This window comes from Alphaproteobacteria bacterium, assembly GCA_005883305.1.
GTDB lineage: Bacteria > Pseudomonadota > Alphaproteobacteria > Sphingomonadales > Sphingomonadaceae > Allosphingosinicella.
The window spans coordinates 2,090,775-2,117,307 of record VBAC01000001.1 but is presented as its reverse complement, the minus strand read 5'-3'; the positions used below and the strand labels follow the sequence as shown (position 1 = coordinate 2,117,307).

Annotated in this window: 28 protein-coding genes, 1 other RNA gene and 1 pseudogene; 16 read left to right on the top strand and 14 right to left on the bottom strand. The window is 68.8% G+C overall.

Going from position 1 to position 26,533, the window contains the following annotated elements:
• Positions 1–16 precede the first annotated feature (16 nt).
• Positions 17–823: a hypothetical protein gene (locus E6G92_10505; GenBank protein ID TMJ20157.1), complete on the top strand. Its 807-nt coding sequence runs from the start codon at positions 17–19 to the stop codon at positions 821–823.
• Between the two features lie 122 nt (positions 824–945).
• Here the strand turns inward: E6G92_10505 and E6G92_10500 are convergent, their stop codons facing one another.
• From E6G92_10500 to mscL, 3 genes are all read right to left on the bottom strand, one after another.
• Entirely contained in the window at positions 946–1,191 is a 246-nt protein-coding gene (locus E6G92_10500) for a hypothetical protein (GenBank protein ID TMJ20156.1), read from the bottom strand.
• 170 nt (positions 1,192–1,361) lie between these two features.
• Positions 1,362–1,780: a transfer-messenger RNA gene (ssrA, locus tag E6G92_10495) on the bottom strand.
• Between the two features lie 9 nt (positions 1,781–1,789).
• Positions 1,790–2,215: a large conductance mechanosensitive channel protein MscL gene (gene mscL, locus E6G92_10490; protein ID TMJ20155.1), complete on the bottom strand. Its 426-nt coding sequence runs from the start codon at positions 2,213–2,215 to the stop codon at positions 1,790–1,792.
• A gap of 76 nt (positions 2,216–2,291) precedes the next feature.
• Here mscL and E6G92_10485 point away from each other — a divergent pair, with 76 nt between their 5' ends.
• Genes E6G92_10485 through E6G92_10470 form a run of 4 tightly spaced genes read left to right on the top strand, consistent with a single transcriptional unit; the run spans position 2,292 to position 4,912 of the window.
• On the top strand, positions 2,292–2,900 hold the full coding sequence (locus E6G92_10485) for a LemA family protein (GenBank protein TMJ20154.1): 609 nt from the start codon (positions 2,292–2,294) through the stop codon (positions 2,898–2,900).
• A gap of 13 nt (positions 2,901–2,913) precedes the next feature.
• Complete coding sequence (locus tag E6G92_10480) at positions 2,914–3,717, top strand: TPM domain-containing protein (protein TMJ20153.1); 804 nt, start codon at positions 2,914–2,916, stop codon at positions 3,715–3,717.
• The gene (locus tag E6G92_10475; GenBank protein ID TMJ20152.1) at positions 3,711–4,388 is read left to right on the top strand and encodes a hypothetical protein; all 678 of its coding nucleotides are present in this window, start codon (positions 3,711–3,713) and stop codon (positions 4,386–4,388) included. The genes E6G92_10480 and E6G92_10475 overlap by 7 nt, the downstream gene beginning before the upstream one ends.
• Positions 4,385–4,912 (top strand): NUDIX hydrolase, encoded by a 528-nt coding sequence (locus E6G92_10470; GenBank protein TMJ20151.1) that lies wholly within the window; start codon positions 4,385–4,387, stop codon positions 4,910–4,912. The genes E6G92_10475 and E6G92_10470 overlap by 4 nt, the downstream gene beginning before the upstream one ends.
• Positions 4,913–4,939: 27 nt before the next feature.
• Here the strand turns inward: E6G92_10470 and E6G92_10465 are convergent, their stop codons facing one another.
• Positions 4,940–5,218 (bottom strand): ETC complex I subunit, encoded by a 279-nt coding sequence (locus tag E6G92_10465; GenBank protein ID TMJ20150.1) that lies wholly within the window; start codon positions 5,216–5,218, stop codon positions 4,940–4,942.
• 163 nt (positions 5,219–5,381) lie between these two features.
• Between E6G92_10465 and E6G92_10460 the strand changes: the two genes are divergently transcribed.
• The 4 genes and pseudogenes from E6G92_10460 to E6G92_10445 all read left to right on the top strand — a co-directional run bounded on the left by E6G92_10460 (position 5,382) and on the right by E6G92_10445 (position 9,542).
• Positions 5,382–7,616 carry a xanthine dehydrogenase family protein molybdopterin-binding subunit gene (locus E6G92_10460; protein TMJ20149.1) on the top strand — a complete coding sequence of 745 codons (2,235 nt, stop codon included), beginning with the start codon at positions 5,382–5,384 and terminating at the stop codon, positions 7,614–7,616.
• Entirely contained in the window at positions 7,613–8,587 is a 975-nt protein-coding gene (locus E6G92_10455) for a ferrochelatase (GenBank protein TMJ20148.1), read from the top strand. Before E6G92_10460 ends, E6G92_10455 begins: the two co-directional genes overlap by 4 nt.
• Positions 8,588–8,622: 35 nt before the next feature.
• Positions 8,623–9,304: pseudogene (locus E6G92_10450) on the top strand (SDR family oxidoreductase).
• A gap of 25 nt (positions 9,305–9,329) precedes the next feature.
• Positions 9,330–9,542 (top strand): ribbon-helix-helix domain-containing protein, encoded by a 213-nt coding sequence (locus E6G92_10445; protein TMJ20147.1) that lies wholly within the window; start codon positions 9,330–9,332, stop codon positions 9,540–9,542.
• Here E6G92_10445 and E6G92_10440 read toward each other — a convergent pair.
• On the bottom strand, positions 9,539–9,796 hold the full coding sequence (locus E6G92_10440) for a hypothetical protein (protein TMJ20146.1): 258 nt from the start codon (positions 9,794–9,796) through the stop codon (positions 9,539–9,541). The genes E6G92_10445 and E6G92_10440 overlap by 4 nt on opposite strands.
• A 191-nt stretch (positions 9,797–9,987) precedes the next feature.
• Here E6G92_10440 and E6G92_10435 point away from each other — a divergent pair, with 191 nt between their 5' ends.
• From E6G92_10435 to msrA, 3 genes are read left to right on the top strand one after another with little or no spacing between them, the layout of a single operon-like run.
• A complete protein-coding gene (locus tag E6G92_10435) occupies positions 9,988–11,040 on the top strand; it encodes a mannose-1-phosphate guanylyltransferase/mannose-6-phosphate isomerase (GenBank protein TMJ20145.1) in 1,053 nt (350 codons plus the stop codon).
• Positions 11,031–11,957, top strand: coding sequence for an aldo/keto reductase (locus tag E6G92_10430; protein TMJ20144.1), 927 nt, complete (start codon positions 11,031–11,033; stop codon positions 11,955–11,957). The genes E6G92_10435 and E6G92_10430 overlap by 10 nt, the downstream gene beginning before the upstream one ends.
• Positions 11,954–12,580 carry a peptide-methionine (S)-S-oxide reductase MsrA gene (gene msrA / locus E6G92_10425; protein ID TMJ20143.1) on the top strand — a complete coding sequence of 209 codons (627 nt, stop codon included), beginning with the start codon at positions 11,954–11,956 and terminating at the stop codon, positions 12,578–12,580. Before E6G92_10430 ends, msrA begins: the two co-directional genes overlap by 4 nt.
• A gap of 7 nt (positions 12,581–12,587) precedes the next feature.
• Here the strand turns inward: msrA and E6G92_10420 are convergent, their stop codons facing one another.
• From E6G92_10420 to E6G92_10405, 4 genes are all read right to left on the bottom strand, one after another.
• Complete coding sequence (locus E6G92_10420; GenBank protein ID TMJ20142.1) at positions 12,588–13,835, bottom strand: DUF418 domain-containing protein; 1,248 nt, start codon at positions 13,833–13,835, stop codon at positions 12,588–12,590.
• A gap of 215 nt (positions 13,836–14,050) precedes the next feature.
• The gene (locus tag E6G92_10415; GenBank protein TMJ20141.1) at positions 14,051–15,370 is read right to left on the bottom strand and encodes an amidohydrolase; all 1,320 of its coding nucleotides are present in this window, start codon (positions 15,368–15,370) and stop codon (positions 14,051–14,053) included.
• A 10-nt stretch (positions 15,371–15,380) separates the two neighbouring features.
• Positions 15,381–16,007, bottom strand: a complete 627-nt coding sequence (locus E6G92_10410; GenBank protein ID TMJ20140.1) for a DUF4893 domain-containing protein — start codon at positions 16,005–16,007, stop codon at positions 15,381–15,383.
• A 9-nt stretch (positions 16,008–16,016) separates the two neighbouring features.
• A complete protein-coding gene (locus E6G92_10405; GenBank protein ID TMJ20139.1) occupies positions 16,017–16,772 on the bottom strand; it encodes a 3-hydroxybutyrate dehydrogenase in 756 nt (251 codons plus the stop codon).
• A gap of 103 nt (positions 16,773–16,875) precedes the next feature.
• Here E6G92_10405 and E6G92_10400 point away from each other — a divergent pair, with 103 nt between their 5' ends.
• On the top strand, positions 16,876–17,769 hold the full coding sequence (locus tag E6G92_10400; GenBank protein ID TMJ20138.1) for a zinc metalloprotease: 894 nt from the start codon (positions 16,876–16,878) through the stop codon (positions 17,767–17,769).
• A 149-nt stretch (positions 17,770–17,918) separates the two neighbouring features.
• Here E6G92_10400 and E6G92_10395 read toward each other — a convergent pair whose 3' ends face one another.
• Both E6G92_10395 and E6G92_10390 read right to left on the bottom strand, forming a co-directional pair.
• Positions 17,919–18,620, bottom strand: a complete 702-nt coding sequence (locus tag E6G92_10395) for a phosphatase PAP2 family protein (GenBank protein ID TMJ20137.1) — start codon at positions 18,618–18,620, stop codon at positions 17,919–17,921.
• The gene (locus tag E6G92_10390) at positions 18,617–19,435 is read right to left on the bottom strand and encodes a hypothetical protein (protein TMJ20136.1); all 819 of its coding nucleotides are present in this window, start codon (positions 19,433–19,435) and stop codon (positions 18,617–18,619) included. Before E6G92_10390 ends, E6G92_10395 begins: the two co-directional genes overlap by 4 nt.
• A gap of 192 nt (positions 19,436–19,627) precedes the next feature.
• Between E6G92_10390 and E6G92_10385 the strand changes: the two genes are divergently transcribed.
• The 3 genes from E6G92_10385 to E6G92_10375 all read left to right on the top strand — a co-directional run bounded on the left by E6G92_10385 (position 19,628) and on the right by E6G92_10375 (position 24,091).
• Positions 19,628–22,048 (top strand): TonB-dependent siderophore receptor, encoded by a 2,421-nt coding sequence (locus E6G92_10385; protein TMJ20135.1) that lies wholly within the window; start codon positions 19,628–19,630, stop codon positions 22,046–22,048.
• A 123-nt stretch (positions 22,049–22,171) separates the two neighbouring features.
• Positions 22,172–22,855, top strand: a complete 684-nt coding sequence (locus E6G92_10380; GenBank protein TMJ20134.1) for a Fe2+-dependent dioxygenase — start codon at positions 22,172–22,174, stop codon at positions 22,853–22,855.
• Positions 22,856–22,957: 102 nt separating this feature from the next.
• Positions 22,958–24,091 carry a PepSY domain-containing protein gene (locus E6G92_10375; GenBank protein TMJ20792.1) on the top strand — a complete coding sequence of 378 codons (1,134 nt, stop codon included), beginning with the start codon at positions 22,958–22,960 and terminating at the stop codon, positions 24,089–24,091.
• 12 nt (positions 24,092–24,103) lie between these two features.
• On the opposite strand, the gene E6G92_10370 is transcribed toward E6G92_10375, so the two are convergent.
• The 3 genes from E6G92_10370 to E6G92_10360 form a co-directional block, all read right to left on the bottom strand.
• Positions 24,104–24,463, bottom strand: a complete 360-nt coding sequence (locus E6G92_10370) for a hypothetical protein (protein ID TMJ20133.1) — start codon at positions 24,461–24,463, stop codon at positions 24,104–24,106.
• Entirely contained in the window at positions 24,460–24,942 is a 483-nt protein-coding gene (locus E6G92_10365; GenBank protein TMJ20132.1) for an ImmA/IrrE family metallo-endopeptidase, read from the bottom strand. Before E6G92_10365 ends, E6G92_10370 begins: the two co-directional genes overlap by 4 nt.
• 112 nt (positions 24,943–25,054) lie before the next feature.
• On the bottom strand, positions 25,055–26,401 hold the full coding sequence (locus E6G92_10360) for a cytochrome P450 (protein ID TMJ20131.1): 1,347 nt from the start codon (positions 26,399–26,401) through the stop codon (positions 25,055–25,057).
• Between the last annotated feature and the right edge of the window lie 132 nt (positions 26,402–26,533).

Here is a 26,533-nt window from a genome sequence, read left to right as displayed (position 1 = left end):
CTCATTCGGAGGCCACATGTCCCGCAGGACCAGCCCACAGCGCCGCGCCGCCTTCCTGAAGGCCCTCGCCGAAACCGGCAACCAGACCATCGCCGCCGAGCGCGCCAAGGTTTCGCGGTCGTGGGTGCAGCTGCACCGCTCCAGCGATCCCGCGTTCGATGCCGATGTGCGCGCGGCCGTTGCGGAGGCGCGTGCCTCTCTCTCGCAACGCTCCGCATCGAGTGCGGAGCACAGTGGACGAAAGCCGCCGCGCGGATGGGGGCATCTCGATGGGGAGGAGCTGGTCGTCAAGGGGACCAATGGGCGGCGGACTCAGGTGGCGCGGGCGCGGCTGAAGCAGTGGACGGCGCGGATCGAGGACCGGTTTCTGGCGGTGCTGGCGGCGACCTGCAACGTCAAGGCGGCCTGCGCCGAAATCGGCATGACGGCGGCCTCCGCCTACGCCCATCGCAAGCGCTGGCCCGCCTTCGAGCGGCGCTGGGACGAGGCGCTCTCGGAAGGGTGCCTGGCGCTGGAGACGGCGCTGCTCGAGGCCGGCGCCAACCTCTTCGCATCGCCCGAATTGCCGCCGGCCGGGGCGGCCGCGCCGCCGGCGCCGGCGATCGCGCATATGGACGCGCACCAGGCGCTTCACCTGCTCTACATGCACAAGCATTATCTGCCGCGGCCCGGCCGGCTTCCCGGGCGCGCGCCGACCCGGGCGACGGAGGGCGAGACAGCGGCGGCGCTCGAGCAGTTGCTGGCGCAGCTGGAACGGCGGGAGAAAAGGAAGGCGAAGGGGAAGGAAGCAAGGAAAGGGCGCCACGGGACCATTGTCCCGTGACGTCGGTCGCCTCTCGCAGCGCGGCCTAGACCGCTCGCTCCGGCGCCGTCCGGACGCGAAATGTCTCTACGCGCAAGTTGACGTTTGCTGCGCAAACGCCCCCTTGCGCTCGGCATTGCGTTTCACTTCGCGTTTGTCGCCGCGTTCTCGATCGCGTCGGCGCGGTTGGCGAACTCGCCCGCCTCGCGCTCGAGCGCGTCGGAGGCGGCGCGGGTGGCGTTTTCGGTCTCCGCCTCGAGCGTGTCGGCGGTGTTCTCGATCGCCTTCTCGGTGCGATCGAAGGAATTGGCGACCGAATCGTCGGCTTTGGGCGAGCAGGCGGCGAGCGCGGCGATGGCGCAGGCGGCGAGGAGGAGGGGGCGGATCATGCAAGTCTCTCCCTGACGAAACGCGGAATCAATCGCGGGGAGGGTAACAGGTTCCGCCGGATTGGGAGAAGTGGGGATGAACAGGTTTCAACGTCCCCCGGACGTTGAAAGCCGCGCGCAAGGCGCCGCGACCTGTTCATTCTGTTGCCCGGCGCGAGTCTTTGAAGGGAAGTGGAGGGTTTCTGTTGCCCGGCACCCTCCAAGCCGCTGGAATCCGCTTCTGTTGCCCGGTGCGGCCCGAACCGCGCTTTTGTCCTAATAACCTAGTCCGTGAGGACTTTGGTTACGCGGCAATCGCGAGCGCCTCGTTGTCGTTGGCACTTGTGGTTGTGAACGGTTTTACGGCGCATTCAGGCCGGGCAAAAATACCGTCTTTCAATACACGTCGATCCTGGTTCGGCCCCGTCAGAAGAAGAACCCGCGTAGCCGACACGCATGAAGCGTGCCGCCACTGCGGACTCAGCTTTTGGTGGAGCCGCCGGGTACTGCCCCCGGGTCCGCTGCATCTATTACACGGCACAATTTATCGCCATAGCCGGGCAAGCCCGGCACCGCCTTATATAGGGAATTGCGGCTTAATGTGAAGTGACCGCGCCGTTCAGCGCTTTCGGAGCTCGTCCCTGATCTCGCGCAGGAGGGCGACCTCGGCCGGATCCGCGGCCGGCGCCTCCTCGGCCTTCCGGTTCAGCTTGTTGGCCGAGCGGACGATCAGGAAGATGACGAAGGCGAGGATCAGGAAGTTGATCACCACCGTGACGAACTGGCCCCAGCCGAGCACCGGCGCTCCGGCGGCCTTCAGCGCGGCATAGTCGGTCGGCGCGCCCGCATAGCCTTCGGGGACCGGGCCGAGCAGCATGAAGTAGCTCGAGAAATCGAGCCCGCCGAACGCCGCGCCGACGAGCGGCATGATCACGTCCTCGGTCAGCGAGGTGGTGATGGTCGCGAAGGCGGCGCCGATGATCACCGCCACCGCGAGATCGAGCACGTTGCCGCGCGCGATGAAATCCCTGAATTCCCCAAGCATGACGCCCTCCCCGTTGCGGAGCCGAAAGAGAATGCTTACGTCGCTATTCGCCCGATTAGAAGGGAGGGGCTCAAAGATGCACCGCAGCCGTAACCGCGTCCTCCTCGCCATGCTGATGCCCGTGGTCCTGTTCCTGGCCGCGTGCGGAGTCAACTCGATCCCCACCGCCGAGGAGAACGCCAAGGCCAGATGGGCCGACGTGCAGGCCTCGTTCCAGCGCCGCGCGAACCTCATCCCGAATTTGGTCGAGACCACCCGGGCGGCGGCGGCTTCGGAACAGGCGATCCTCACCGGAGTCACCGAGGCGCGGGCGAACGCGACCCGGATAACGGTGAGCCCCGAGCAGCTTTCCGACCCCGCCGCGATGGCGCGCTTCTCCGAGGCGCAGAGCCGCCTCTCGGCGGCGATCATCCCGCTGCAGCGGCTGCAGGAGGCCTATCCGAACCTCCAGAGCCAGGAGAATTTCCAGACCCTGATGAGCCAGCTCGAAGGCACCGAGAACCGGATCAACGTCGCCATCCGCGACTATAACGAGGCGGTGCGATCCTATAATACCGAGATCCGCACCTTCCCCTCCGTGATCGGTGCGCGGGTGATCTACGGCTCTCAGCCGATGGTGCCCTACCAGGCGGTGACTCCGGGCGCCGAGGTCGCCCCGACGGTCAATTTCGGCAACCGCCAGTAACGGCGGACGGGCCTTGATCCGCTCCTTCCTGCTGCTCGCCGCCTTCCTCCTCGCCGCCCCCGCGGCGGCGCAGAGCTTCCCGCAGTTGACCGGGCGCGTCGTCGATCAGGCGGACCTGCTCAACCCGCAGCAGGAAGCGGAGCTGACGAACAAGCTGGCGGCGCTCGAGCAGGCATCATCGCGCCAGCTCGTCGTCGTCACCGTCCCGAGCCTGGAAGGCTATGACATCGCCGATTACGGCTACCGGCTCGGCCGCCGCTGGGGGATCGGCCGGCGCGGCGCGAACAACGGCGCGCTGCTCATCGTCGCCGTGAGCGAGCACAAGATCCGGATCGAGGTGGGCTACGGGCTCGAAGGCATCCTGACCGACGCCTTGTCGGACCAGATCATCCGCGAGCAGATGAGGCCCCGGTTCCGCGCCGACGACTATCCGGGCGGGATCAACGCCGGCGCCGACGCGATCATCCAGCAGCTCCAGGCGCCGCCCGAGGCCGCCGAGGCGCGCGCGCGGGCCGCGACGGCCGCGAGCCGGAACGACGACGGCGGCACGATCATCACGATCATCTTCTGGCTGGTCGTGGCCGGCTTCATCCTCATGTCGATGTTCGCCCGCCGAAGGGGCCGCGGGCGCAGATACGGGCGTGGCCGGCGCGGGCCGGTGATCATCTGGGGCCCTGGGCTCGGCGGCGGCTCCAGCAACTGGGGCAGCGGCAGCTCTTGGGGCAGCGGCGGCGGAAGCTCGTGGGGCGGCGGAGGCGGCGGCTTTTCGGGTGGCGGGGGATCGTTCGGCGGCGGCGGCGCTTCGGGAGGATGGTGATGCGGCTCTCAAGGGAGGACCACGACATCGTCACCGCGGCGGTGACCGCGGCGGAACGGATCACCGACGGCGAAATCGTTCCGGTCGTCGCGGCGCGCTCCGACGCCTATCACGACGTCGCTCTCCATTATGCGGTGCTGGCGATGCTGCTCGTGCCCGCGGCGCTCGCGGCCGTACCCCAGCAATGGATCGACTGGTCGGCGGCGATGCTGCTGGGGTGGGACTGGGAGCTGAGCCGAGGCACGGTGATGCTCTATCTGTTCGCCAAGCTCGCCGGCGCATTCCTGATCGTTCGGCTGATCCTCGCCTACCAGCCGCTGCGCATGGCGCTGACTCCGGGCGCGACTCGAAGCCGGCGGGTGCGCCGCCGGGCGATTGAGTTGTTCCGCACCTCATGCGAGCTGAGGACGCGGGGGCGGACCGGCGTTTTGCTCTACGTCAGCCTCGCCGAGCGCCGCGCCGAGATCGTCGCCGACAAGGCGGTCACCGACGAGGTCGGCGCCGAGGCCTGGGGCGAGGCGATGGCCGCGCTGGTGGACGAGATCAAGGCCGGGCGGCCGGGCGAGGGCATGGCCCGGGCGATCGAGCGGATCGGGGCGGTGCTCGCGGGGATATTGCCCCCCAAGAGCGACAATCCCAACGAGCTGCCGGACCGGCTGGTCGAGTTGTGAGCCACGGCGAGGACGAGCCCGAAGAAACGGTCTGGGAAGGCCGCTTCATCGCCGCGAAGCGTCGCGGCAAATGGGAATATGTCTCGCGCACGCGCGGCATCCAGGCGGCGGTCATCCTCGCCATCGACGGGGGGGACGTGATCCTCGTCGAGCAGCATCGCGCCGCCTTGGGCTGTAACTGCCTCGAGCTGCCCGCCGGCCTCGTCGGTGACGATGCCGAGGGCGAGAATCCCGAGGCGGCCGCGATCCGCGAGCTCGAGGAGGAGACCGGCTATCGGGCGCGGCAGATAGTCGATCTCGGGCGTTATTTTTCCTCGCCGGGAATGCTCTCCGAAGGCTTCACCCTGGTCCGCGCCGAGGGGCTGGAGCGCATCGGCGAGGGCGGGGGAGTCGAAGGCGAGGATATCGTCGTCCACCGCGTGCCGCTCGGCGAGGTGCCGGCGTTCGTCGCGATGAAGCGCGCCGAGGGCTGCGCGATCGACGTGAAACTGCTGCTATTGTTGGGTGGCGAACTGCTGGCGTGACACCCCTCCCTGCAAGGGAGGGAAGGATCAGCGGAAATTGTCCGCGTAGGCCTGGAGCTTGAGCTTGGGCTGTGCGGCGGGGATGACATGGGCGTCGATGCCTTCACGGATCGCATAGGCCTGGGCCGCCTCGAGCGTCGGGAAGGTGAGGACGACCTGCTCGACCGTCTCGGCGCCGCCCGACCAGCCGGTCAGCGGATCGGGCCTCTTGGCGCGGGCGGATTCGAATTCGAGGACCCACTGGCCGACGCGCGCCTTGCCCGATTGCATCGCATTCTTGGAGCGCTGGTAGATCCGTGCGGCCATGGCCGCGCCCTGCCCAAGATGGAGTGAGGAATCAAGCACACACCGTCATTGCGAGCGGAGCGAAGTAATCCAGACTGCACTGGATTGCCGCGTCGCTACGCTCCTCGCAATGACGGCTCTGAAGGCTAGCCCCTTGCCTCACGCCCCATTATCAACGCTCGCGATGGCGCGCGCTGTGGACGAGACCAGAGGGATCAGCCGCCGCACGCTGCTGATCGGCGGCGGGGCGGGGATCGGCCTCGTCGTCGCCTGGCGCCTGTGGCCGCGGACCTACCGGCCGAACTGGCGCGCGGCGCCGGGCGAGACCTTGTTCAACGCCTTCCTCAAGATCGGCAGTGACGGCCGCGTCGTCGTCGCCGTGCCGCAGACCGAGCTCGGCCAGGGCGTGTGGACGACACTGCCGCAGGTGCTCGCCGACGAGCTCGGCGCCGACTGGCGCACAGTCTCGGTCGAGCCGGCGCCGCTTTCGCCGCTCTACGCCAATGGGCTGCTCGCCGACGAGGCGGCGGACGACAGCGCCCTGCCCGGCTTCCTCCACGGCATCGCCCGCTGGGCAGCGCAGGATTTCGCCCGGCGGAACGCGCTGATGATGACCGGCGGATCGACCTCGCTCCGCGCGTTCGAAGAGCCGATGCGAGAGGCGGGAGCGGGGGCCCGGGCCCTGCTCAGCATGGCGGCGGCGCGGCGCTGGGGTGCCGGCTGGGAGGATCTCGACACCCATGACGGCTTCGTCTGGCGGGGACGGGACCGAATCCCGTTCGCCGCTTTGGCCGAGGAAGCGGCGGGGCTGGAGCTGCCCGACGACCTGCCGATCCGCGGCGGCGAGGCGAACCGGCTGGCCGGCGCGGCACTGCCTCGGCTCGACGCCCCTTCCAAGATCGACGGCTCGGCACGCTTCGCCGGCGACGTCAGGCTGCCCGGCATGGTTCATGCGGCGGTGCGCGGCGGGCCGGCCGGAAGCACGCTCGCGGGCTTCGACCGGGCCGCCGGCCGCCAGGTGCCGGGCGTGCTGGCGATCCTCGAAAATCCGGCATGGATCGGAGTCGCGGCGACCAACTGGTGGGCCGCGGGGCGCGCGCTCAACGCGATGCGCCCCCGCTTCCACCATCCAGGCGGGGCGGCGACCAATGCGAGCATTTCCGCGGCACTGGCCGCCGCGCTCGAATCCGGAAGCGCCGACCGGATCGTCGCCAGTGGCAACGTCGACGGTCCGTTCGAAGGCGCGAGCCCGATCAATGCGCGCTACGAAGTGCCGCTCGCCCCTTCGGCGCCGATCGAGCCGCTGACGGCGACCGCGCGGATCACCGGCGACCGGCTCGAAGTCTGGGCGCCGACCCAGGCGCCGGGCCTCGCCCGTTCGGCCGCGGCGCGCGCCGTCGGTTTCGCCGAGGACCAGGTCGTGATCTATTCGATGCCCGCCGGCGGCGGTTACGGGCGCAAGCTGGAGACCGATGCGATCGAGCAGGCGGCGATCTTCGCGCTGCGCCTCCAGCGCCCGGTCCAGCTCACCTGGCCGCGAATCCAGGAGATCGCGAACGACCGCTGCCGCCCCGCCGCCGCGGCGCAGATGACGGCCTGGGTGGCGCAGGGGCGGATCCATTCCTGGCAGGCGCGGATCGCGGCGCCCGCGACGAGCAGCGAGGTCGCCGGGCGGCTCGGCGCGAGCGGCCTGCTGGTCCGGCCGGACGGCGCGGCGGTGGCCGGCGCGGCGCCGCCTTATGCGATCCCCAATGTGGCGGTAGACCATGTCCCGGCCGATATCGGCATTGCCACGGGCTATTGGCGTGGGGGCGCGCACAGCTACACCGGCTTCTTCACCGAATGCTTCATCGACGAGATCTGCCGAGCGGCGGGGATGGAGCCGCTGTCGTTCCGGATGCAGATGCTGGAGGGCAATCCGCGGCTCGCCCGGGTCCTCGCCACCGCGACCTCAATCGGCGGCTGGGACGGCGGCGGCCGGGGAAGCGGGATGGGGATCGCCTGCCACGCCGCGTTCGGGTCCTATATCGCCACCCTGGTCGAGGTCGAGGTGACCCGCGAGCAAAGGCTGCGCGTCGTGCGCGCGGTCTGCGCGGTCGATTGCGGGCGGGCGATCAACCCCGAGATCGTCAAGCAGCAGATCGAAGGCGGGCTGATCCACGGCATTTCCGCGGCGATCGGAAAGAAGCTGGAGATCGTCGCCGGCCAACCCGCCGCGCAGACGATCGGCGCCTACGGCCTGCCCGTCTTGCGCGACTCGCCGGACGTCACCGTCGAGCTGGTCGACAGCGACGAGGAGCCGGGCGGGGTGACCGAGCTTGCGGTGCCGACCGCGGCGCCGGGGGTGGCCAACGCCTATTTCTCGCTCAGCGGGCAGCGCGCGCGGACCCTGCCGATCGTCGTCGGGGGGCATGGATGAGCCGGATCGGAATCCTGCTGGTCAATCTCGGCACGCCCGACGCGCCGGAGCCGGCCGCGGTTCGGCGCTATTTGAAGCAGTTCCTCTCCGACCGGCGAGTCGTCGAGATCCCGCAAATCCTGTGGCAGCCGATCCTTCGCGGGCTGGTCCTGACCACGAGGCCGCGCAAGTCGGCGCGCGCTTATCGCGAGGTGTGGACCGAGGAGGGCTCGCCGCTCGCGGCGATCACCGCTCGGCAGGCCAAGGCGCTGGCCGGCGCGTTCGGGCCGGACGCGATCGTCGACCATGCGATGCGCTATGGGACCCCGGCGATCGGGGAGCGGATCGACGCGCTGATGGCTGAGGGGTGCGGGCGGATCCTGATCGCTCCGCTCTACCCGCAATATTGCGCTGCGACGACCGCGACGGTGCTCGACTCCGCCTTCGCCCATCTCTCCGCCAAGCGCCTGCTGCCGGCGGTGCGCACGCTGCCGCCTTATTGCGAGGGTCCGGACTATATCGGCGCGCTGAAGGACAGCCTCGAGGGCGCATTGGCCGCACTCGATTTCGAGCCGCAGGCGATCGTCGCCAGCTTCCACGGAATGCCGGAGCGCACCCGAGCGCTGGGCGATCCCTATTACGACCAGTGCCTGCGCACCGCGGCCTTGCTGGAGAAGGCGCTGGGGCGGCCGCTCAGGCTTGCCTTTCAGTCCCGCTTCGGCCGCGCGAAATGGCTTGAACCGGCGACAGACCGGATGCTCGAGGAATTGCCCGGCCAGGGGGTGACGAAAGTGGCCATCTTCGCCCCGGGCTTCGCCGCCGATTGTCTCGAGACGCTGGAGGAGCTGGCGATTCGCGGGCGCGACTCGTTCGCCGCCGCCGGGGGCAGCGATTTCGCCTATCTGCCCTGCCTCAACGACTCGGCGCCGGGAATGGCGATGCTTCGTACGGTGATCGGGCGCGAGCTTGAAGGTTGGCTCCCCCCGCAATAAGGGCCTTTGCACAACGAAAACGGCAGGAGTGGAGCATGGCACGCGTCGCAATCGTCACCGGCGGATCGAGGGGCATTGGCGAGGCGATCAGCATCGCCCTTCGCGACCAGGGCGTCACCGTCGCCGCCAATTATGCCGGCAACGAGGAAAGAGCGCGCCAGTTCACCGACCGCACGGGCATCAAGGCCTATAAGTGGGACGTTTCCGACCTCGACGCCTGCATCGCCGGCGTGGCCCAGGTCGAAGGCGAATTGGGGCCGGTCGACATCCTCGTCAACAATGCCGGGATCACCCGCGACGGGACGATGAAGCGTGGGCGGCTGCTTCAACATGGCGAAAGCGGTGTGGAACGGCATGAACGAGCGCAAATACGGCCGCATCGTCAACATCGGCTCGATCAACGGCCAGGCCGGGCAATACGGCCAGGTCAATTACGCCGCGGCCAAGTCCGGCATTCACGGCTTCACCAAGGCGCTCGCGCAGGAGGGCGCGCGGGCCGGGATCACCGTCAACGCGATCGCTCCGGGCTATATCGACACCGACATGGTCGCCGCCGTTCCGCCGGAGGTGCTCGAGAAGATCGTCGCCAGGATCCCCGTCGGCCGTCTCGGCAAGGCCGAGGAGATCGCGCGCGGCGTCACCTTCCTCTGCGCCGAGGATGGCGGCTTCGTGACGGGCTCGACGCTGAGCATCAACGGCGGGCAGCATATGTATTGAGCGCCCTGGTGCCGGGGGAGGATTGATGGGGCCGGTGAAGCGCTCGATCATGATCGCGGGGCACGCGACCTCGATCAGCCTGGAGCCGGTTTTCTGGGAGGCGCTGTGTGCGGCGGCGGAGGCGGACGGGCTGCCGCTGAACGCGCTCGTCGCCCGGATCGATGCCGAGCGGATCGGGCAGAGCGACCCGCCCAACCTCGCGAGCGCGATCCGGGTCTGGCTGTTCGAGCGGCGCTAGCGCCCGGCTTCGAGATTGGCTTGGACGAGCGCCTCGGTGGCGTTGGTGGCCGCGGCGGCTTCGGCGCGCTGCCTGGCGGCGGCGACGATCGCCGCCCGACGGTTCTTCTCGGCAACATGCTCAAGCGCGGACGGGGGCGCGGCGGGGGGCGTGCGGTAGCGGTCGAACGACATCAGGGCGGAGACCGCGACGACCACCGCCAAGGCGGCCGCGGCGATCAAGCCGAGCCGCGATCTTCCGGCACGGCGCCTCATTTGCGGATTTTTCTCCACGACGCCGAGCGCTGGGCCGCGGCCTGAGCAGCGGTGAGGATCAGCCCGGCGGGATCGGCCGCGGCGCGGGCGGGGGAGGCGAAAAAGATCGGCATCAACCAGGTAAGCGCTTGAACTCGCGTCCTGTTCCAAGGGGGCTTCGCGGCGGCGATGCAGACGGTTAGGAACGGCGGATGAAGCCGATCATCCCCGTCATCCTTTCCGGCGGCTCGGGCACGCGCCTGTGGCCCCTGTCGCGCGCCGGGCAGCCCAAGCAAATGCTGGATCTCACCGGTGCGGGTTCGATGCTCGGCATGACCGCCGAGCGCGTCGCCGATCCAGGCCTGTTCGCCGCCCCCTGGGTGGTGGCCGGGACGAGCCAGGCGGACGCGATCGAAGGCGCGCTGCCGGCGCTCGGCAGCCTGATCCTCGAGCCCGCCGCGCGCAACACCGCTCCGGCGATCGCGCTCGCCGCGCTGGCCGCCGCGCCCGACGATTTGCTGCTGATCCTCCCCAGCGACCATCTGATCGCCGACGCCGCCGGCTTTCGCGCGGCGGCCGAGCGGGCGGCTCCGTTCGCGCGGGAAGGCTGGATCGTCACCTTCGGGATGAAGCCCGAACGGGCGGAGACCGGCTACGGCTATATCGAGCGCGGAGCGGCGCTGGGCGCGGGCGTCCACCAGGCCGCGCGGTTCGTCGAGAAGCCCGACGCTGCGACCGCCGAGGCTTATGTCGAAAGCGGCCGGCACGACTGGAACGGTGGCATCTTCCTGATGCGCGCCGGGGCCTATCTGGAGGCGCTGGAGGCGCACGCGCCGGATATCGCCAGCGCCGCGCGGGCGGCGATGGACGGTGCCCGGCGCGAGGGCGCGCGAATCTATCCGGAGGAGGCGGCTTTCGCCCGCTCCCCCGCAATCTCCATCGACTATGCGGTGATGGAGAAGGCCGGGAAGGTCGCCGTGGCTCCCGTCGCGGTGGGCTGGTCCGACGTCGGCAGCTGGGAGGCGCTGATGGAGGTTTCCGCCAGCGACGCCGAGGGCAATGCGCTGTCCGGCGACGTCGTCGCGCTCGGCGCGAGCGGCTGCCTGATCCGCTCGGAAGGGCCGCTGGTCGCTGCGATCGGAGTCGAGGACCTGGTCATCGTGGCAACCGCAGACTCGGTGCTGATCGTTCCCAAGGCGCAGAGTCAGCGGGTCAAGGAGGTCGTCGAGGCGCTCAGGGAAAAGGGACGCGACAAATGGATTTGAGACCCCTCGGCGGCAGCGGCCTGGAAACGCCGCGCCTCGTGCTCGGCGGCAACGTGTTCGGCTTCACCGCCAAGGGCGAGGACGCCTATCGAATCCTCGACCGCTTCGCCGATGCCGGAGGGACGATGATCGACACGGCCGACGTCTATTCGAAATGGGTGCCCGGCCATGTCGGCGGCGAATCCGAGACTCTTCTGGGCGAATGGCTGAGGCGGCGCGGCGGCAGCAAAGGCGTGACGATCGCTACCAAGGTCGGCTTCGACGCCGGCCTCTCGGCCGCCGAGATCGAGCGCGCCTGCGAAGGATCGCTTCGCCGGCTCGGGGTCGAGCGGATCGACCTTTATTACGCCCACAAGGACGACGAAGAGACTCCGCTCGAGGAGACGCTGGGCGCGTTCGACCGGCTGGTGAAGGCCGGCAAGGTTCGGGCGCTCGGCGCGTCCAATTACAGCGCCGCGCGGCTCGCCGAGGCTCTCGACCTCTCCGAAAGGGCGGGGCTGGCGCGCTACGAGGTGCTTCAGCCCGAATATAATCTGATGGTCCGCGATTCCTTCGAGGGGCCGCTTCAGCAGGTCTGCATCGAGCGCGGCCTCGGCGTTCTGCCCTATTTCGGACTCGCCTCGGGCTTCCTCACCGGCAAATACCGCTCCGCGGCCGACAAGGCGAAGAGCGTCCGCGGCCCGCGGATGGACGCCTATTTGAACGAACGCGGCTTCGCCGTCCTCGCCGCGCTCGACGAGGTCGCCGCCCAAACCGGCGCGACTCCGGCGCAGGTGGCGCTCGCCTGGCTCGCCGCTCAGCCCGGAGTCACCGCCCCGATCGCCAGCGCGACTTCCGCGGCGCAGCTTGAGGAATTGCTGGGCGTCCTTACCTTGGAGCTGACGGCCGATCAGGTCGCGAGGCTCGACGCATTATGAAGAGGCGCGTTCTTGTTGCTCTGACGCTCGCCGCTGCCGCATGCGGCCAGGGTGCGGACACCGATGCGGCCGCGCAACGCCCGCGCCCTTCCCACACCGAAACTGCGCTGTTCGCCGGCGGCTGCTTCTGGTCGGCGGAGAGCGACATCGAGCATGTGCCGGGCGTGATCGAAGCGGTTTCGGGCTTTGCCGGCGGGACCGTCACCAATCCCAGCTACGAGCAGGTCGTGCGCGGCGGCACCGGGCATGTGGAGGCGGTGCGGGTGACGTTCGATCCGGCGCGGATCGGCTACGGCCAGCTCGTCCGGCGCTTCCTGCGGACGATCGATCCGACCGACCCCGACGGGCAGTTCTGCGACCAGGGGCCGAATTACCGCACGGCGATCTTCGCGCTCAATCCGGCGCAGCGGCGGGCGGCGGAGGCGGCGGTGGCCGAGGCGAACCGGATCCTGCGTGGCCATGTGGTCACTCCGGTCCGCGCCGCGGCGCCTTTCTATCCGGCCGAGGCCTATCACCAGGATTATGCGCGGCGGAACGCGGTCAGCTACGGCCTCTACCGCCGCGGCTGCGGCCGCGACGCCCGGCTGCGCGCGGTGTGGGGCGCCGAGGCCGCGGTGCACTGAGCATGATTCAGGCGGTCAGCGCCGCCGTCTCCGTGCCCGGACGCCGCAATTCCTGCCAGCGGCCGTAGGTCGCGGAGCGCCACAGCCATTCGACCGGACCGAAGCGACAGCGCGCCAGCCACCAGCGGCTGAACGCGATCTGCAACGCGAAGAAGACCAAGGCCACGATCAGCGCCAGGGTGGAACCGAGCCATGGCAGAAGGCCGAAGCCGAAGCCGTAAAGCAGGAACATGTAGAGCAGGCTCTGCATCAGATAGTTGGTCAGCGCCATTTGCCCGACCGCGCCGAGCCCCGACAGCCGTTCGCGCCAGCGCTCCTGCCGGCAGAGAACGACGATCCCCGCCGCATAGCCGAGCGGAAGAATGAATTGCGCCAGGCGGCCGAGCAGCTGCGTCCCGTAATACCAAGGCGGAGGGGCCTTGATGCCCGCAAGGTTCAGCGCCGGCCCAACCAGCGCGATCAGAAGCCCGGCGACAAGCAGGATCGGGGCCCATTTGCGAAAGCCCGCCGAATATCGCTCCGTGTCCTGCATCCAGCCCTGGCGGTAGATCCACGATCCGATCATGAACCGCCCCAGGATCCAGGCGAGGAACACGATCCCGATCGGCTGGCCGTAAAGCTCGGCCCAGGAGGCGTGGAACAGCTCGCGCACATAAGCGGCGTAATCGCTGCCCTGGAACAAGGCGAAGCGGCGCAGGGCGCCGGCATCCTGGATCGCAGCCCAGGGCGGCGGCGCGCCCGGCGCGGAGATGGTGTGCTCGACGACGAAGCGAAGCGCGACGGTGCCGAGCAGGGTCAGCGCCAGCCCGGTGCCGAGCAGGAGCCACCCGGGCCAGCGCCGGGTGAGCATCAGCACGAACCCCATCATCGCATAGGCATTGAGGATGTCGCCGATCCACAAAAGCCACAAATGGGCGAAGCCGAGCACGAGCAGGAAGCCCAGTCGCCGAACGTAGAGCAGATTGCCGTTGGCTCCGCGTCCCTCGGCGCGCTCGAGGAACAGCGCGAAGCCGAGCCCGAACAGGAAGGAGAACAGGGCCTGCGCCTTGCCCGCGGCGAGCCAGGTGGTGAAGAAGGTGACCCACTTGTCGACCGGCGCGCTCGCCAGCGTCGACATGTGCTCCTCCGGAATGACGAGGCCGATATGGCCGAACAGGTTCATCCAGAGCACGCCGAACAAGGCGAGCCCGCGGATGATGTCGAGCTCGGTCAGGCGATCCCGCCCGCTTACCGGCGCACCTTCCTCCGCGGCCATGGCGTCTCCCCCGTTATTCGGCGCGAATAAGCCACGATCCTTGCGGATTCACAAGAGGAAGGCCGGCGCGCACCGGTGCCGCGCCACATCGAGGCCGGGCCAAGGTGAAGTCGTCATTGCGAGCGTAGCGAAGCAATCCAGTGCGGACTTGGAGGTCCACTGGATTGCTTCGTCGCTGCGCTCCTCGCAATGACGGCTAGGCTTGAACGATCCGCCTAATGCCGCCCGAGCACGCCCATCGCCGCCACCGTCATCGCCTCGGTGGCGGTGGCGATCACGGTCTCGGCCTCGGGCGCCCAGAAGGGGCTGTGGAGCGAGGGGAGCTGCGTGACGTCGCCGTGGACGGCGTCCCAGCGCGCCTGGGGAACGCCGCCGACCCAGAAGATCAGGCTCTCGATGCGCGGATCGGCGATGTGGTAGCGCGAGAAATCCTCGCCGCCCATGACCGGCTGGGCCTGCTGCACGCGGGCCTCGCCGAAATGCTCGCGAAAGCGCGCGGCGGTGCTTTGAGTGAGCGCCTCGGTGTTGACCGTCGCGGGCGTGTACTGGGCCTCGACGACGGTGACCACGGGCATCCGGTCCTCAGGGACTCCGGCGGCGAGCGCCTCCCCGCGGGCGATTCGCGCAATCCCTTCGAGCAACTGGCGGCGGACCTCCGGAGTGAAGCTGCGCACGGTCAGCTGGAGCCGCGCGTCGTCGGAGATGATGTTGTGCTTGGTGCCGGAATGGAAGCTTCCAACGGTGACGACTGCGCTGTCGAGCGGGTTGATCTCGCGGCTAACCAGGGTTTGCAAGGTGGTGACGATCCGGCTGGCGAGGACGATGGGATCGCGGGTGGTGTGCGGATAGGCGCCGTGGCCGCCGACTCCGCGAACGTCGATGTCGACCGAATCGACGTTGGCCAGCGCCGGGCCGAGCGAATAGCCGATGATTCCCGCCGGGAGGCTCGCCGAATCGTGGAAGGCGATGGCGTGGGTCGGGTGCGGGAAGCGGGTGAACAGGCCGTCGTCGAGCATCGCCCTGGCGCCGGCGCCGATCTCCTCGCCCGGCTGGGCGATCATCACCAAAGTCCCCGACCATAAAGACCGCATCGCCGCCATCCGCCGGGCGGTGCCGACCCAGGTCGTCATGTGCGTGTCGTGGCCGCAGGCGTGCATCACGCCGCTCTCCACGCCGGTGAGGCTGGTGCCCCGAACGCGGCTGGCGAAAGGAAGGCCGGTCTGCTCCTCGACCGGCAGAGCGTCCATGTCGGCGCGCAGCAGCAGGACCGGGCCGGGGCCGTTCTCCATCACCGCGACGACTCCGGTGCCGCCGACCCCGGTGGTGACGGTGAAGCCGGCGCGGCGCGCCTCCGCGGCCATCCGCGCGGCGCTTCGGGTCTCCTGCATCGACAGTTCGGGATGGGCGTGAAGATCGCGGTAAAGGGTCATCAGGTCGCCCATGTCGCCGGCGATCGCCTGCCTGAGGTCCTGGGCGGAGACCGGGGCGCTCATGGCGCAGGCCAAGAGCATGGCGGCGAAGATCTTGCGTCGCATAGGGAAGGCCTCATCGCTCGGGGGTGAGCTCGATCACGTCGAGCAGGGATTCGAAATGGGGATAGGGCAGGACGAGCCGCCAGCGATTGTCCCCGACGCGCTCGACGATTCCGGCCATGTCGCGCTCGTCGTCGCGGCTGTAGCGAAGCGAGAGGCGCTCGTCGCCGAGCTGGAGCGTGCCGAGGAAGATCTGCCGGCGCGCATTGTCCGGGAAGAGCGCGCCGATCGGGCGCTGCGGACCGTCGAGCCGCGCGAAATGGAGCCGGCCGCGGTCCAGCCCGACCCGGCAGCGATCGGCGGGGAAAGCGGCGAAATCGGCGTTGGCGGGGGCCTTGCCGCCGAGCTTGATCGTCCGGCAGCGGTAATTGCCCGGCGCCAGAGCGGCGCCCGTCAGGGCCGCGTCGGGATCGAGCAACGCGCCTTCGCGGGCGATCTCCTCCCCATGGCCGGCGGCGCGCGCCTTGGCGAGCGCGTCGACCCAGGCGTTGCGCCAATGCCTGATGCGGGCGAGATCCGCATCGGTCACCCGGGCGCGCCAATTCTCGCTCGGCTGCTCGGCGGTCGCCGGAGCGACGACCTCGTGCGAGGTGGTGCAGGCGGCGAGCGCCAGGAGGACAGCAAGGGGCGGGAGCCGCATCGGGCGAGCTTATTGCGCCGTCCAGCCGCCGTCCATGGAGAGATTGGCGCCGGTGATCGCCGAAGCGTCGTCGCGGCAGAGGAAGAGGGCGAGCGCGGCGACCTGCTCGGGGGTGACGAACTGCTTGGTCGGCTGGGCTGCGAGAAGGACGTCGTCGATCACCTGGTCGCGCGTGAGGCCGCGGGTGCGCATCGTGTCCGGAATCTGGTTCTCGACCAGCGTCGTCCAGACGTAGCCGGGGCTGATGCAGTTGACGGTAACGCCGGTGCGCGCGGCCTCGAGCGCGACCGATTTGGTGAGGCCGGCAATGGCGTGCTTGGAGGCGACATAGGGCGCCTTGTTCGGGCTGGCGACGAGGCTGTGGGCCGAGGCGGTGTTGATGATCCGGCCCCAGCCCCTGGCCTTCATCCCCGGAAGCGCGAGGCGGATGGTGTGAAAGGCGGCGGAGAGGTTGAGGGCCAGGATCAGGTCCCACTTTTCCGGCGGGAATTCGTCGATCGGGGCGACGTGCTGCATGCCGGCATTGTTGACGAGGATGTCGACCGCGCCGGCTTCGGCCATCATCGCCTCGATCGCCTCGGGGCGGGTCAGATCGGCGTTGCTATAAGCCGCGCCGAGCTCCTCCTGGAGCCGGGCGATCTCGTCCGGGTCGCCGAAGCCGTTGAGGATCACGCGGGCGCCCTCCGCCTTCAGCGCCCGGGCGATGGCCAGGCCGATGCCGGAGGTGGAGCCGGTGACGAGCGCTGTTTTGCCTTTGAGAAACATGAACCGCCTTTCAGGTTGAGCCGGTCCTTTGAACGCCGAAGCCGGTTGAATGCAACCCGGCGCGCGCTCAAAGGTTCGGCGATGTAACGAGGAGGATCGAGGCATGCGGTTCGGTGATCGCGGGACGAGCGACAATGTGGAGAGCCAGCGCGGCCAGAGCTTCGGCGGCGGCGGCCTGGGTGGCGCCGGCGCGGGCCTGATCTTCTCGCTCGTCGCCAGCCGGTTCGGCATCGGCGGGGTGATCGTCCTGGTCATCGTCATGGCCCTGTTCGGCGGGCTCGGAAGCCTCACCGGCGGCGGCCAGCAGGCGGTGTCGCCGAACGGGCAGGGCCAAGCCGGGCAGCCGGCCTCGAGCGTCTGCGCCTCGGATTCGACGACCCATTTCGCCTGCCAGGTGCTCGGCTCGACCGAACAGCGCTGGGGCGAGCTGTTCAGCGCCGCGGGGCAGCGTTACGAAGCGCCGCGGATGGTGGTCTATACCGGCGGCGGGCGCTCCGGCTGCGGTGCGGCGCAATCGGCGATGGGACCGTTCTACTGCCCGGCCGACCAGCGCATCTATCTCGACACCGCCTTTTTCGACGAGCTTTCCCGGCAGTATGGGGCGCCCGGCGATTTCGCCCAGGCCTATGTCATCGCCCATGAGGTCGGCCACCACGTCCAGACCCTGATCGGCACCGAGGGGCGGATCCGCCAGGCGCAATCGGCGATGGGCGAGAGCGAATCGAACGCGCTTCAGGTGCGGATGGAGCTCCAGGCCGATTGCTATGCCGGAGTGTGGGCCGCCCGCGAGCGCGGCGCGATGGAGCCGGGCGACATCGAGGAAGGGATGCGCGCCGCGGCCGCGATCGGCGACGACACGCTCCAGCGCGCCAACCAGGGCGTGGTCGTTCCCGAAAGCTTCACCCACGGCACCTCGGCCCAGCGGCAGGAAGCGCTGATGCGCGGCTATCGCGGCGGCACGATCGAGTCTTGCGCCGGATTCATGCAGGGGGTTTAGGGTCTGACCAGCTCATAATGAGCCGCTCATCCTGAGGAGGGACCGAGCTTGTCGAGGGCCCGTCTCGAAGGACCGTCCTTCGAGACGCCGCTTCGACTTCGCTCAGCGGCTCCTCAGGATGAGCGGAATGAGCTCAAGACAACTATTATCTAGCGCTTTTCCACCTCCGCCAGGCCCTGCCGCGCCCAAAGGCGGGAATAAGCGAGGGAGCAACCCAGGGCCCAGGCCGCGCCGAACGCCCAGCCGGCGACGACGTCGCTGGGCCAGTGAACGCCGAGATAGACGCGCGAGACGCCGATCAGCAGGACCAGCAGCCCCGCCGCCCCGAGTATGTAGAGACGCAGCGCCCGCTGCGGGACGGTGCGCGCGAGCAAGGCGGCGATGGTCAAATAGACGATCGCCGAATCCGCCGAATGCCCGCTCGGGAAGCTGGCCGTGCTGACGTCGACGAGATGGGGGACGAGGCCCGGCCTCGGGCGGTCGTAGAGGAGCTTGAGAAGCTTGGCGGCCGTGGTGCCGCCGCCGGTGGCGAGGAGGACGAACAAAGCGGTGCGGTGGCGGCGCGAGATGAGCAGAAAGCCGATCACCGCGGACATCACCAGGAGCAGGCCCGTGACGCTGCCGAACGCGGTCGTCTCGGTCATCGCCTCGGTCAGCCAGTGCGGGCCGGCCGGGATCGCCGGGTTCGCCGATGTGCGCAGCCAAAGCAGGATCGCTCCGTCCAGCGCCATCGTCTCGCCTTCGCCGACCTCGGAGGCGAGCTTGAAGAAGGTGAACAGGGCCGCGGCGATCAGCACCAGCGCCAGCAGCAGCGCGCGATCGACCGACAGGAGCCGGCGCCAGGGGATCATGCGCGGCGCTCCGCACCGGGATGCGTTCCCGCCCGCTGGGGGATGATGAGAACGAGGAGCAGGATCGCGACGGCGAGGGCTGCCGTCGCCAGCGGCCGGCTGACGCCGAGACCGCCGTCGTCAAGCGGCTTGTCGAGAAGGTCGCCGACCGTCGCTCCCAGCGGCCGCGTCAGGATGAAGGCGGCCCAGAACAGGAAGACGCGATTGACGCCGGTCCAGAAATAGAGGCCGGCGAGCACCGCCAGCAGCGCGCCGAAGAAGAGCGCTCCGCCGCCGAAGCCGAGCCCGTTCGTGTCGGCCACCCAGTCGCCGAGCGCGGTGCCGAGCGTCTGCGAGAAGGTGATGGTCAGCCAGTAGAAGGCTTCGCTCCCGGGCGTGCTGACGCTTTCGACCCGGATGGTGCCGGTCGCCAGCTTCCACGAGGCCAGCGAGGCGAGCACCAGCGCCAGAAGCAGCGCCGATCCGCCGGCATAGCCGATCCCCAGCGAGCGCGTGGCGAAATCGGCCATCGTCGTTCCCGCGGTGGTCGAGGCGATGATCGTCGCCCAATAGATAAGGGGGTGGAAGCGCCGCGTGCGGATCTGCCAGGCGGCGAGGGCGAGGAAGATGGCGAGAAAGATCGCGGTGCCGACCAGATAGCCGTTGAGGCCCGCCTGGCCGGCTTCGGGCGTCGTCTCGCCGAGCCAGCTCATCGAGACGCTGTCGCCGCCCGTCTCGCCGAGCGTCGTCGCCAGGATCTTGACGATCCAGAAGCCCAGCGTGACCGCGGGTACCTTGCTCAAGGCTGCTTGGTACTCGCGCCCGTCGATCGTCATCCCTCGTCCCTTCCTTCGCCTGCGCAGGAACGAATGGGCGGCGCTTCGGCCTCAAAACGCAAGCCCGCGAAAGCCATGACGACACAGAAGCTAGATGCGACCGCTTCGCAATTGAATTGACACTATTGAGAATGAATTGCAATAGCCGGTGTGCCGACCGGAATGCCGGCGGAGCCAGCCAGGGGTTTTCGAATGCCGTCCCGCCCTCCCGCCGCCAGCGCGCCCGTCTTTCTCGCGCTCGGCTGCGTCGGCTTTTTCTCCTCGCCCGCGCTCGCGTCGGACGTCGTCCCGGTCGCCGCCGACACCCAGAGCGGAGTCGCCCAGCGCACCGACGAGGCCATCGTCGTCACCGGCACGCGCGAGCAACGCGAGCTCGAATCGCCCAAGGCGACCAGCGACCTGCTCGACACACCCCAGACGGTCACGGTGATCTCCGACCAGACGCTGCGGCGGCAGAATCTGCTGACCCTGCGCGACGCGCTCTCGACCATCCCCGGAATCACCTTCGGCGCCGGGGAAGGGGGCGGCGGCTATGGCGATTCGATCAACCTGCGCGGCTACAGCGCGAGCAACGACATCACCCAGGACGGCGTGCGCGATTCCGCCCAATACAGCCGAACCGACCCCTTCAACCTGCAGCAGATCGAGATCTACAACGGCGCCAATTCGGTGTTCAACGGATCGGGAAGCGTCGGCGGCACGATCAACATGGTCTCCAAGGTGCCTCAGGGCGACGACCTGACCATCCTCTCGGCCGCGATCGGCACCGACGATTATTATCGCGGCACTCTCGATACCAACCAGCGCCTCAGCGAGTTCGTCGCCGTGCGGCTCAACGCCATGTGGCACCGCAACGACATTCCGGGCCGTGATTTCGAGGCGTATCGGCGCTGGGGCGTCGCTCCGGCGATCACCTTCGGCATCGGCTCGCCGACCAGCCTGACGCTCGCCTGGGTCCATCAGGAGGACGACAATATTCCCTTCTACGGAGTCCCCTATTTCCTCAATCAGGTGAACGATGGGCCGCTGCCGGAGGCGCATGACAGCGACTATTTCGGCTATCGCAATCTCGACACACAGCGGATCACGGTCGACCGGATCACCGCCACCTTCCGCCACGAGTTCAGCGACAGCCTGCTCTTGCGCAACCTCACCCGCTGGCAACAGGTCGATCAGTATAGCCAGACCAGCTCGGCGGAAGGCACATGGTGCCTCACCGGTACCGGCCTCCAGCCCGTCCCGGCCGGCCCGAACGCGACTGCGGGCGCCGCTTGCCCGGCCGGCCTCGCCCCCGGCTTCTACCGTCCGTCGGGCCCGCGCGGCCGCGTGCGCGACCAATCGAACAGCCTGATCCACAACCAGACCGACCTCAGCTGGACCGCCGGCGAGGCAGGCCGGCTGCGCAACACGATGGTCGTCGGCGCGTCGCTCAGCCGGGAGGATTACGGGATCGAGACGGCCGAATTGGCCCGCAACGCCGACGGCTCCGCCTTCACTCCGCTGCCGATCGACAGCATCTCCAATCCCGCGGCGATCTATGCCGGCCCGATCAACTACACGGTCACCGCGCGCCAGCGCAGCGAGAGCAGCGACGCTGCGGCCTATGCGTTCGACACGCTCGAGATCGGCACGATGTTCGAGCTCAACGGCGGCGTCCGGCTGGAGCGGGCTCGGGGGCGGTTCGTCAACGTCCTTCTCCCCGCTTATCCGCCCGGGGCGGCAATGCCGGGCGCGGCCGATCTGGCGCCGCAGGTCAGCGAGGAAACTTTGTTCTCCTATCGGTTCGGCGCCGTCTTCAAGCCCACCCGCGCCACCAGCCTCTACGTCGCCTTCGGCAATGCCCGCACGCCTTCGTCGGCGACGGTGCGGCTCGGCTGCACCTCGGGCTCCGGGGCCACGCTGGTCAATTTCTGCGACGTCGCTCCGGAGACCGCGGTGAATTACGAGATCGGCGGCAAGGCGGAGCTGTTCAATCGGCGGCTACAGCTGACCGCGGCCCTGTTCCGCAACGAGCGCAGCAACTTCCGCGTGCCTTCAGGCGACCCGGTCAATCCGGCGGTCCAGCTCGTCGACGGCCGCTCGCGGGTCGACGGGATCGCGCTCGGGGCCAGCGGCAACGTCACCCGTGCCTGGTCGGTCTTCGCCAATTACACCTATCTTCGCTCAAAGGTACTTCAGAGCGTCTCCGATTTCTGCCTCGCCAATCCGGGGCCGTCCTGCCTCAACAGCGCGGCGCTGCCCGATCCGCAGGCCGGCGACCGCCTGATCCAGACGCCGGCGCATTCCGCCAGCCTGTTCACCACCTGGCGGGCGCCGTTCGGGCTTCAGGTCGGCTACGGCTTCACCTATCAGGGCGCCGTCGCCACCTATCAGCGCACATTGCTCCAGCGGACCCAATATCTGACCGACGACTGGCTCACCCACCGCCTGTTCCTCTCCTACGAGATCCGCCAGGGCCTGACGGCGCAGCTCAACGTCACCAACGTCACCGGCGAGCGCTATTTCACCAACGTCCGCAACAATGTGAACGCGACGAGCGGCGTGATCACCGGCGGCTGGGCGGCGCCCGGCGAGGCGCGCTCGGCGGTGCTCAGCCTGTTCTACAGCTTCTGATGCCCCCGCCGTCATTCCCGCGAAAGCGGGAATCCAGCCTGCCTCCCGGTCGCGCGAGCGAAAGAAGCTGGACTCCCGCTTTCGCGGGAGTGACGATGATTGAATGAAAGGTCGCGTCCGCCCATGATGCTCGCCATTCCCGATCTGCTCGATGCCGAGGGCGTGGCCCGGGTGCGCTCGATCGTCGACGCGGGGGAGTGGATCGACGGCAACGCGACCTCGGGCCACCAATCGGCGCTGGCCAAGAACAACCGGCAGATCGCCGAGGATTCCCCGGCCGCGAAGGAGGCCGGGCGGATCGTGCTCGAGGCGCTGGGCCGCTCGCCCTTGTTCATCGCTGCCGCGCTGCCGCTCAAGATCTTTCCGCCCCTGTTCAACCGCTACGAGCGCGGCGAGGCGTTCGGGACTCATGTCGACAATGCCGTCCGCATCCACGCGCGAAGCGAGTTCCGCGTCCGAAGCGACCTTTCGGCGACGCTCTTCCTCGAGGATCCGGAGGCCTATGAAGGCGGCGAGCTGGTGGTCGAGGACAATCTGGGCGTCCACGCCACGAAGCTGCCGGCCGGCCACCTGCTCCTCTATCCCGCGTCGAGCCTTCACCGGGTCGAGCCGGTGACGAAGGGCGCGCGGATCGCAAGCTTCTTCTGGATCCAGTCGATGGTCCGCGACGACGCAGCGCGCACGCTTCTCTTCGATCTCGACCGGTCGATCCAGGCGCTGGGTGCCGAGCGCGGCCATGACGACCGCGAGGTGATCCGCCTCACCGGCATTTATCACAATTTGCTGCGGCGGTGGGCGGACAGCTGAGACGGCGGAGACATTCTGCGACAATCCAGCCGTTGCAACCCATTCGCATTAGCTTTTAGGTTTGGCGAAACTTCCGAAGGACTTTTCGTGGCCCAATCGACGATTCTTCGCCTGCGTGGGTTTTGGCTTCAGGTCCACAAGTGGATCGGCCTGCTGCTCGCGGTGCTGATCATCCCGGTCTCGCTGACCGGCTCCGCCTTGGTCTGGCACGACTGGCTCGACGAGGCGATCAACCCGCAACGCTATCTCGTGTCGAGCCCCACGCCGGCGCGCGATCCGGGCGCCTACGCCTCGGCGGCGCAGGCGGCTCTGGCGCCCGGCGAGCGCATCGCCTCGATCCGTTATCCCGAGCATGGAGGCGGGCCGGTCGTCGTCTCGGCGACCCGCGCCTCCGCTCCGGGCGCAGGCGGCGGGCCGCCCGCGCGCACCAGCGTCTGGCTCGATCCCGGCACGGCGCGGGTGCTCGACAAAGCCTCGTCGAACGCCGGGCTCGTCCGAGTCTTCCACATGCTTCATGGAAGCCTGATGGTGCCGGGCTGGGGGCGGACGATCGTCGGCTGGGTCGGGGTGTTCATGTTCTGCTCGTGCCTCACCGGCATCTGGCTGTGGTGGCCGGCGACCGGCAGCGTCAGCCGCGGCTTTCGCTGGCGGCGGCAGAATTCGACCAACGCCAACATCCACCATCTGCTCGGTTTCTGGGTGCTGCTGCCGCTGGCGATGCTCAGCTTTACCGGCTTCTGGATCTCCTTCCCCTCCGTGTTCGGCGCCTTCGAAGCCAGCCAGCCCAGAAGCGGGGCCCAGGGCGACCGCGCCCGCGCCGGCCGGGCGCTGCCGCTCGAGCAGACGGCCACCACCGTCGATTCCGCGCTCGCCGCGAGCCGGCGCCATGCGACGGGCGCTCTCACCGGCATCACCTGGCCGACCGACCAGCAGCCCACATGGAAGATCGCTTATGCCCGTCCCGGTGGGCCGGCGGAGGTCGCGGTCGACGACTCCACCGGGGCGGTCACGCCGCCCCGTCCGCCGCGGCCCGAGACCAACGCCCGGCTGATGCGCCGGCTGCACGACGGCACCGGCATGGGGGCGGTGTGGCAGATCGTGATCTTCGTGGGCGGGATCGTTCCGGCGGCGCTCTCGATCACCGGAATCGTCATGTGGCTGCGCAGCCGCGGCTGGCGCGCGGCGCTGGCGAGGAAGCGAAAGGCGGGCAAGCTCGTGCCTGCGGCGGCGGAATAGGCCGCGCGCCGATCAGGGCGCAGGCGGCGTATCCCCGCTTGAGAAGAGGAAGCGCACGGCTATCGCTCCGAGCGCCACGATCTGGAGGAAGGTTTCCACGGTGACCGCCGTGATGAACCAGTGATATTCGCGAAAATCGAGGCCTCCGAGCCCGACCAGCACGGTCAGCGCGGCGTTGAACATGATCAGGATGCTGATCCACACGATGATCGCGCTCGACCATCGGTTCCGCAGGTCGAAGAAGCCCTTCCGCCCGCCGGTTTCCACCTCTTGCCGTGCCGCATCGACCACCGCATCGGCGATGGCCTGGTCCTTGGTCTCGTCGGTTGGCGACGGCGCCAGCGCCTGGACGTCGGTGCGGCTGATGCTCACGACAGCGGCGGCCCCAATTGGGCGCGGATCACCTCGATCGGCGCGACGAACAGCGAGGCGAGGCTTTCGGGATCCTTGCTCCTGAACCTGTCGAGCAGCTTCCTCGGCACGAGCAGCTCGGCGGCGAAGGCTTCGGCTTCCTTCTCCTCGTTCGATTTGCCGGCGCCGACGAACGTGTTTCGCAGCAACAGCTGATATTTGCTCGATTCCACATAGCTGGGGTGGAGCAGCAAATGGCCCAGCTCATGCGCGATCGCATAATTTTTGTGCTCGGGAGGCTGGTCGCGGTTGACGTAAATGACGCGGTTCGGCTCCGCATAAGCGGACACCTTGTCCTTCACTTCGTCATTGAGGCCGGCGTAGAGCACGCTGACTTTCTCGAGGCGGGCGATCCGCTCGGCATCGACCGGCGGAGACGTGAGCCTGTTCTTGCTGATCAGCTCGGCGGCCTTGCGCCGCGCCGGGTCCAAGTTCGTCAACGATTAGGTCTCCTCTTCGCACCGCCGAAGCGGCGCCGTCCGGCGGGGGAACCGGCTCATCCGGGAGCCAGGATAAGCCATCCGCCTGCCAATGGCGACCCTCTCGCGGACGCTAGCGCGGCCCCAGCATCAGCGGCAGGCCGCCCGCCGGCCTGAGCGTGACCATGCCGGAGGCGCGGACCTCGCGGCCCGGCGCGGGCGCGAACGACCAGTTGCCGAGCCAATGCGCAAGCACGGTCAGCGCCTCGGCGGTGGCGAAGCGCATTCCGACGCACAGGCGCGGCCCGCCGCCGAAGGGGATATACTGGAAGCGGTGGCGGGCGGCTTTGGTCTCGGGCCGCATCCTTTCGGGATCGAAGATATCGGCGTCCTCCCACAGCGCCCGGTGGCGGTGGATCAGCCATGGCCAGATCGAGACGATGTCGCCGGCGCCCACGGGTTGGCCGTCCAGCGCGTCGTCCTGCGCCGCCTGCCGGTCGAAGCGCGGCACCGGCGGATAGAGTCGCATCGATTCCTCGAGGACTCGGCGAAGCAGCGGGAGCCGCTCGGGCAACTCGGCATCCTCCTCGCCCGCCGCCAGCGCGGCCCGCGCTTCCGCCGCCGCCTCGGACTGCAGCTCGGGTTGCTCCGACAGCAGGTAGAGCGTCCAGGTGATCGCGTTGGCGGTGGTCTCGTGACCGGCGAGATAGAAGGTGGCGGCATTGTCGACGGCGAGCGCCAGCGCCTCCTCGCCCGCGAACTTGCCGTGGAGCGCGCGGATCAGGCGGCCGAGGAAATCGTCCGGGCCGCCGTCCGGAAGGCGGTCGCGGACCACCTGCGTCAAAGTCTCGCGCAGGTAGACCTGGCCTTTGTGCGCCCGCCGGCCGCGAAGGCTCCAGGGCATGAGCGGCAGGCCGAGCAATATTTGCAGCCGGGCCTCGCTCACGCCGTCGAGCGCGGCCGTGATATGGTCCATCGCCGCCTGTGTGGTGAGGCGGGGATCCCCCGCGAACAGCGCGTCGGAGATGATCCGCATCGTCGTCTGGGTCGCCTGGGCGGCCATGTCCTCGGCGCCGCTCCATCCCGCCATCGCCCGCCGTGCCGCGCCGGCGAAGACGGGAACGAGCGCCTCGATCGCCGCCGGGGCGAAATTCGCGGCCACGATCTTGCGCTGGTCGCGCCACAGAGCGCCGTCCGAGGACAGGAGGCCGCGGCCGATCGTCGGCTTGAGCAATTTCTTGACCAGATCGGGCTTCACGTAATTGGCCGCGTTGTCGAGCAGCACGCGTTCGATCGCGGCCGGGGTCAGCGGGATGAGGACATTGTGTCCGAACACCCGCCGGCGGAGAAAAGGCTCGGTGAACGCCTGCTCCGACCAGCCGTAGACCGCGGTGCGGGCGCGCTCCCCCATGAACCCGCGCCAGACGGGTACGGGGCTCGCGCCGCGCGCCGGGTAAGGCGGGACGAAACGGATTGTCATTTCCAAGCCCCCGAGTCATCCCGGCGAAGGCCGGGACCCATGAACACCACCGCGCGCGTTTCGGGCAACCGTGCCAATTATCGCCTCTCAGCGTTCCTGGGTCCCGGCCTTCGGGGTCCCCGCAAAGTAGTA

Coding starts and splice junctions, on each gene's coding strand:
- msrA (TMJ20143.1), top strand. CDS start 11,954: ATGAAGAGGCGCGTTCTTGTTGCTCTGACGCTCGCCGCTGCCGCATGC.
- E6G92_10360 (TMJ20131.1), bottom strand. CDS start 26,401: ATGACAATCCGTTTCGTCCCGCCTTACCCGGCGCGCGGCGCGAGCCCC.
- E6G92_10475 (TMJ20152.1), top strand. CDS start 3,711: ATGGTGATGCGGCTCTCAAGGGAGGACCACGACATCGTCACCGCGGCG.
- E6G92_10380 (TMJ20134.1), top strand. CDS start 22,172: ATGATGCTCGCCATTCCCGATCTGCTCGATGCCGAGGGCGTGGCCCGG.
- E6G92_10405 (TMJ20139.1), bottom strand. CDS start 16,772: ATGTTTCTCAAAGGCAAAACAGCGCTCGTCACCGGCTCCACCTCCGGC.
- E6G92_10455 (TMJ20148.1), top strand. CDS start 7,613: ATGAGCCGGATCGGAATCCTGCTGGTCAATCTCGGCACGCCCGACGCG.
- E6G92_10505 (TMJ20157.1), top strand. CDS start 17: ATGTCCCGCAGGACCAGCCCACAGCGCCGCGCCGCCTTCCTGAAGGCC.
- E6G92_10460 (TMJ20149.1), top strand. CDS start 5,382: ATGGCGCGCGCTGTGGACGAGACCAGAGGGATCAGCCGCCGCACGCTG.
- E6G92_10400 (TMJ20138.1), top strand. CDS start 16,876: ATGCGGTTCGGTGATCGCGGGACGAGCGACAATGTGGAGAGCCAGCGC.
- E6G92_10410 (TMJ20140.1), bottom strand. CDS start 16,007: ATGCGGCTCCCGCCCCTTGCTGTCCTCCTGGCGCTCGCCGCCTGCACC.
- E6G92_10420 (TMJ20142.1), bottom strand. CDS start 13,835: ATGGCCGCGGAGGAAGGTGCGCCGGTAAGCGGGCGGGATCGCCTGACC.
- E6G92_10435 (TMJ20145.1), top strand. CDS start 9,988: ATGAAGCCGATCATCCCCGTCATCCTTTCCGGCGGCTCGGGCACGCGC.
- E6G92_10395 (TMJ20137.1), bottom strand. CDS start 18,620: ATGATCCCCTGGCGCCGGCTCCTGTCGGTCGATCGCGCGCTGCTGCTG.
- E6G92_10465 (TMJ20150.1), bottom strand. CDS start 5,218: ATGGCCGCACGGATCTACCAGCGCTCCAAGAATGCGATGCAATCGGGC.
- E6G92_10485 (TMJ20154.1), top strand. CDS start 2,292: ATGCACCGCAGCCGTAACCGCGTCCTCCTCGCCATGCTGATGCCCGTG.
- E6G92_10390 (TMJ20136.1), bottom strand. CDS start 19,435: ATGACGATCGACGGGCGCGAGTACCAAGCAGCCTTGAGCAAGGTACCC.
- E6G92_10440 (TMJ20146.1), bottom strand. CDS start 9,796: ATGAGGCGCCGTGCCGGAAGATCGCGGCTCGGCTTGATCGCCGCGGCC.
- E6G92_10445 (TMJ20147.1), top strand. CDS start 9,330: ATGGGGCCGGTGAAGCGCTCGATCATGATCGCGGGGCACGCGACCTCG.
- E6G92_10500 (TMJ20156.1), bottom strand. CDS start 1,191: ATGATCCGCCCCCTCCTCCTCGCCGCCTGCGCCATCGCCGCGCTCGCC.
- E6G92_10430 (TMJ20144.1), top strand. CDS start 11,031: ATGGATTTGAGACCCCTCGGCGGCAGCGGCCTGGAAACGCCGCGCCTC.
- E6G92_10385 (TMJ20135.1), top strand. CDS start 19,628: ATGCCGTCCCGCCCTCCCGCCGCCAGCGCGCCCGTCTTTCTCGCGCTC.
- E6G92_10415 (TMJ20141.1), bottom strand. CDS start 15,370: ATGCGACGCAAGATCTTCGCCGCCATGCTCTTGGCCTGCGCCATGAGC.
- mscL (TMJ20155.1), bottom strand. CDS start 2,215: ATGCTTGGGGAATTCAGGGATTTCATCGCGCGCGGCAACGTGCTCGAT.